This window comes from Mesorhizobium sp. B1-1-5 (assembly GCF_006443065.1).
Classification (GTDB): domain Bacteria; phylum Pseudomonadota; class Alphaproteobacteria; order Rhizobiales; family Rhizobiaceae; genus Mesorhizobium.
The window spans coordinates 1-4,642 of sequence record NZ_VFWS01000202.1; the positions used below are offsets into that span (position 1 = coordinate 1).

At 63.8% G+C, this 4,642-nt stretch carries 4 protein-coding genes and 1 pseudogene; 1 reads left to right on the forward strand and 4 read right to left on the reverse strand.

The window, feature by feature from the left end:
• Positions 1–800: 800 nt before the first annotated feature.
• From rpsT to FJ980_RS29250, 4 genes are all read right to left on the reverse strand, one after another.
• Positions 801–1,067: a 30S ribosomal protein S20 gene (gene rpsT / locus FJ980_RS29235; protein WP_095765940.1), complete on the reverse strand. Its 267-nt coding sequence runs from the start codon at positions 1,065–1,067 to the stop codon at positions 801–803.
• 301 nt (positions 1,068–1,368) lie between these two features.
• Positions 1,369–2,142, reverse strand: coding sequence for an enoyl-CoA hydratase (locus FJ980_RS29240; RefSeq protein WP_140547108.1), 774 nt, complete (start codon positions 2,140–2,142; stop codon positions 1,369–1,371).
• Positions 2,143–2,188: 46 nt separating this feature from the next.
• Entirely contained in the window at positions 2,189–3,079 is an 891-nt protein-coding gene (gene mutM, locus FJ980_RS29245; RefSeq protein ID WP_140547109.1) for a bifunctional DNA-formamidopyrimidine glycosylase/DNA-(apurinic or apyrimidinic site) lyase, read from the reverse strand.
• Positions 3,072–4,310 (reverse strand): phosphopentomutase, encoded by a 1,239-nt coding sequence (locus FJ980_RS29250; RefSeq protein WP_140547110.1) that lies wholly within the window; start codon positions 4,308–4,310, stop codon positions 3,072–3,074. Before FJ980_RS29250 ends, mutM begins: the two co-directional genes overlap by 8 nt.
• Before the next feature lie 134 nt (positions 4,311–4,444).
• Between FJ980_RS29250 and FJ980_RS29255 the strand changes: the two are divergent.
• Positions 4,445–4,642: pseudogene (locus tag FJ980_RS29255) on the forward strand (hypothetical protein); the annotation flags it as partial.

The following is a 4,642-nucleotide window of genomic DNA, read 5'->3' on the forward strand; positions in this document are numbered from 1 at the left end:
GATGCGCCTCCTGCATCCTTGGTCCGGCGACCCTCATTCAGCCGCGATGCCATTGCCGCCGCCGGCAACGATCGTCGCAACTCGCGCAAGGGACCAGCTGCCGGCTCCGCACGCCGGCCTCCGACAAAAACAAGTCAATACCTCACCCTCCGGCGAAAACGCCGGCGAGACATCGACTGCCATGTACAATTACGCCAGTCCCCTACCCACCGAAGAGACAAACCAAGCCGTACGCGGAATTGCTCCACGTCATGAATTCCGCCATTTTGTGCTGGCCGATTCAGGCTGGGTCAGGGGCAAGAGCCCGTCCCTTCGATGGATGGACATTACCGAAATCGCTGTGGATAGGGCAAGGCCACATCTAACGGTTTTTTAACGAATCTGGTTACCGGACGGGGCTTGAAATCGGGAGCTGCGCCGGCAGGTTTTGACAAAGCCATTGTGATTCAAACCCTTTTCCGGCGAATATGAAAAAGGCCGCCCGAAACGAAATATTCTGAAATAATTGTCTTGACAGCTACTTCTCCCCCGCCGCTCGACCTTGAGCTGAACAAGCTGTGGACGACCGGCTGTAAGTCTCTGAAAAAACTGATGATTTTTTGCCAGGCAAATTTAGGCAGTTGCCGCGGGGAGGGCGTTCCGTTGTCAGCGGCGTTGAATATGCCGGCAAAACATTACTGGCGTTGGAATCACGTCGCAAGCGTTGCTCACGAGCAATTTTTTTAAGTACTTGCCGGCAAACGAAAAAAACCCGGTCTATGCGACCGGGTTCAACATCGATGGAGTAAGGATTAAGTCGGTCAGGCCGACAGCGTCTTGACCCGCTGGGCCAGCCGCGAAACCTTGCGGGAAGCCGTGTTCTTGTGAACGACGCCCTTGGTGGCGGCGCGCATCAGTTCCGGCTCCGCCGCCTTGAAGGCTGCCACCGCCGCGGCCTTGTCGCCGGCGGCCAGCGCCTCTTCGACCTGGCGCACATAGGTGCGGACACGCGAGCGACGGTTCTTGTTGATCGCCGCGCGGCGGGCGATCTTGCGCGTTGCCTTTTTGGCCGAAGACGTGTTGGCCATGATGCCTCTCTTCCGATCTGGTGGGCGCCAGCGGGGTGCCGCAGGGCGCAAAAAACAAACGGGCAGCCACAGGCCGCCTCGGTTGGTGCGGCTTATAGTTCAGCTTTTCCGGCGCGTCAACGCCACTTGGCGGTCTTTTTGGGGACTGAAAGCGCGTCGCGACCTGCCTTCAGTCATTCGACGACATGCCCTAGAGCCGGATGATTTCAGGTCGAGTCGACCTGAAATCTGAATCCGCCTCTAAATCAAGATAGAGCATGATGTCGTCCGAAAACCGCTCCACACTTTTCGGCATCATGCTCTAGCGGTTGGTGAAATTCGGCTTCCGCTTCTCGACGAACGCGGCCATGCCTTCCTTCTGGTCGTCGAGCGCGAACAGCGAATGGAACAGTCGGCGCTCGAAGCGCAGCCCTTCAGCGAGCGTCGTCTCGTAGGCGCGGTTGACGGCCTCCTTGGTCATCATGACCGACGGCAGCGAGAACTCGGCGATCTTGGCCGCCGCCTTCAGCGCCTCCTCGGCGAGCTCGGCGACCGGCACCACCCGCGAGACAAGTCCGCTGCGCTCGGCTTCGGCAGCGTCCATCATCCGCCCGGTCAGGCACATGTCCATCGCCTTCGACTTGCCGACGAAGCGGGTCAGCCGCTGTGAGCCGCCCATGCCCGGCATGACGCCGAGCGTGATTTCGGGCTGGCCGAACTTGGCGTTGTCGCCGGCGATGATGAAGTCGCACATCATGGCCAATTCGCAGCCGCCGCCGAGCGCATAGCCCGCGACCGCCGCGACGACGGGCTTGCGCGTGCGCGTGAATTCCTCCCAGCCGACGAAGAAGTCCTGCGTGTAGGCGTCGGCGAAGGACATCGCCTGCATTTCCTTGATGTCGGCGCCGGCGGCAAACGCCTTCTCCGAGCCTGTAAGCACCATCGCGCCGATCTCGGGATCGGCATTGAACGCGCGCGCCGCCGCCACGACCTCCGCAAGGACCTGCGAATTCAGCGCATTGAGCGCCTTAGGCCGGTTCAGCGTGATCAGCCCGACCTTGCCGCGTGTTTCCACGATAATGGTTTCATAGGCCATGGTTCGCTTCCTTCCGCGTCAGTGGGACGATCGATACGTTCCTAGCTTACCGCTGACAGGTCCGGCAATAGAAGGTCGAGCGGCCGCTTTGCACGATGCGCTCGATGTGGCCGCGGCAGCCCGGCTTCGGGCATGGCTCCCCCTCGCGATCGTAGACCGCGAAGGAATGCTGGAAATAGCCGAGCGATCCGTCGGCCCGGACATAGTCGCGCAGCGAGGAGCCGCCGGCGGCGATCGCATCGGCGATGACCGAGCGGATCGCTTCGGCAAGGCGCGCGCTTTGCTCTTTCGCCTTCTTGGCCGACCCGGCGATGGTGCCGGCTTCGCGCAGCGGCGAGAGGCCGGCGCGCCACAAGGCCTCAGCCACGTATATGTTGCCGAGCCCGGCGATCAGCCGCTGGTCGAGCAGCGCTGCCTTGAGCGGCGATCTGCGACCCTTCAACAGCGAGGCGAGCAGGGGACCGTCGAGCGCGTTGCCAGTTGGCTCGATGCCGAGCCCCGCCAGCATCGGATGCGTGTCCGGCGCTCCTTCGGCAAACAGCATGAAGCCGAAGCGGCGCGGGTCATTGAAGATGACGCGGGAGCGCTCGTGCCTCGGAGAGACGACGTCGAACACGACATGGTCGTGCGCCGCGCTTTTCGGGCGCTCGTGGTGGAAGGCGCCGGGGACGTCGCTGCTATCCGCGGCTTCGATCCGGAACGACCCCGACATGCCGAGATGGCAGATGAGAACCGGACCGTTTTCGATATGCATCGTCAGGTATTTGGCGCGCCGGCCAAGCGCCGTCACGGTCTTGCCGGCAAGCCGTTCCGAAAAGCGTTCGGGGAAAGGAAAGCGAAGGTCGGGCCTGCGCGTCTTGACCTTGACGAGCCGCGCCCCTTCCAGGACCGGCTGCAGACCGCGCCGGACGGTCTCGACTTCGGGCAGCTCAGGCATGGCCGCCTATCGTCGCAAGGAACGATGTTCCGTGGCGACCGGCAGCCAGGCCGAGGTGGTCCGCGACGGTCTCGCCGATATCGGCGAAGGTCGGCCTGAGCCCGATGTCGCCGCCCGTCAGTCCCGGCCCGATACCGATCACGGGAATGCGTTCGCGCGTATGGTCGGTGCCGCGCCAGGTCGGATCGTTGCCATGATCGGCTGTGAGGATGAGCAGGTCGCCAGGCCTTATCCGCGACAGCGCCTCCGGCAGCCGGCGGTCGAACGCTTCGAGCGCTCCGGCATAGCCGGCGACATCGCGCCGGTGACCGAACTCGGTATCGAAATCGACAAAATTGGCAAAAACCAGGTCGCCGTCGCCGGCATCGTCCATCGCGCCGAGCGCTTTGTCGAACATTGCCATGTTGCCGCCGGCCTTGCGCACTTCCGAAATGCCGCGATGAGCGAAGATGTCGCCGATCTTGCCGACGGCGATGACCTTGCTGCCGCGCCCGGTCAGCCGGTCGAGCAGGGTTGGCTCCGGCGGCGGCACCGCATAGTCGCGGCGATTGTGGGTGCGCTGGAACGTGGCCGGCGTTTCGCCCACGAATGGCCGAGCGATCACCCGCCCGACCTTAAGCGGCTCGACCAGCCGACGCACCGTGAGGCAAAGCTCATAAAGCCGCTCCAGGCCGAAATGCGTCTCATGCGCGGCGATCTGCAGCACGGAATCGATCGACGTGTAGCAGATCGGCTTGCCGGTGCGGATATGCTCCTCGCCGAGCCGCTCGATGATCTGGGTTCCGGGTGCATGGCAGTTGCCGAGGATCCCCGGCAGCTTGCCCTCGCGGATGATGGCGTCGGTCAGGTCGGCCGGAAAGGCGGGCACCGTATCGGGGAAATAGCCCCAATCGAAACGCACCGGCAGGCCGGCGATCTCCCAGTGGCCGGAGGGCGTGTCCTTGCCGCTCGACACTTCCTGAGCGGCTCCATGAAAGGCCGAGGCGACCGGCGGCGCGTCGATACCGGTTTTCAGTCCCGTCGCGGTTTGCGCCGCCCGGCCAAGGCCGAGCGACATCATGTTGGGCACCGCGAGCGGCCCTTTGCGCAAACCTTGCCGATCGGCACGACCATCGGCGCAGGCCTGAAAAATATGTCCGAACGTGTCGGCGCCGGCATCGCCATAGCGTTCGGCGTCGGCCGCGCCGCCGATGCCGAAAGAATCGAGAACGAACAGGAACGCGCGCGCCATGGGTATCTTTGTTGTCAGCCTTGATCGCCAGACATAAGGTTCCCCGGCGGCGTTGGCAAATCGGAAACCAAACCGCAACGGCTTGGCGCCATAGTTGCGGCGAGGCGCGGATGCGGGGCGGGAGCGTGGCAGGTATGGCAAGGCGCGGCAAAACCGCGGCAAAGCAGGCCGTGAAGATGTGCGCGGCCGCTCTCGCGGCCTTAGGCGCCGCCTCCTCGCCGGCACGCGCCGACTGGCGTGACGACATCGGCACGTTCCGCATCGGCATCGTCGCCGAACCGGGCGGGGGCAACACCGTCCCGGGCCTCGCGCGCCTGACCGACGCCTATGCC

What these genes read in the sequence shown, in the direction of transcription:
- rpsT (WP_095765940.1), bottom strand. Translation starts at nt 1,067, where the DNA reads ATGGCCAACACGTCTTCGGCCAAAAAGGCAACGCGCAAGATCGCCCGC.
- FJ980_RS29240 (WP_140547108.1), bottom strand. Translation starts at nt 2,142, where the DNA reads ATGGCCTATGAAACCATTATCGTGGAAACACGCGGCAAGGTCGGGCTG.
- mutM (WP_140547109.1), bottom strand. Translation starts at nt 3,079, where the DNA reads ATGCCTGAGCTGCCCGAAGTCGAGACCGTCCGGCGCGGTCTGCAGCCG.
- FJ980_RS29250 (WP_140547110.1), bottom strand. Translation starts at nt 4,310, where the DNA reads ATGGCGCGCGCGTTCCTGTTCGTTCTCGATTCTTTCGGCATCGGCGGC.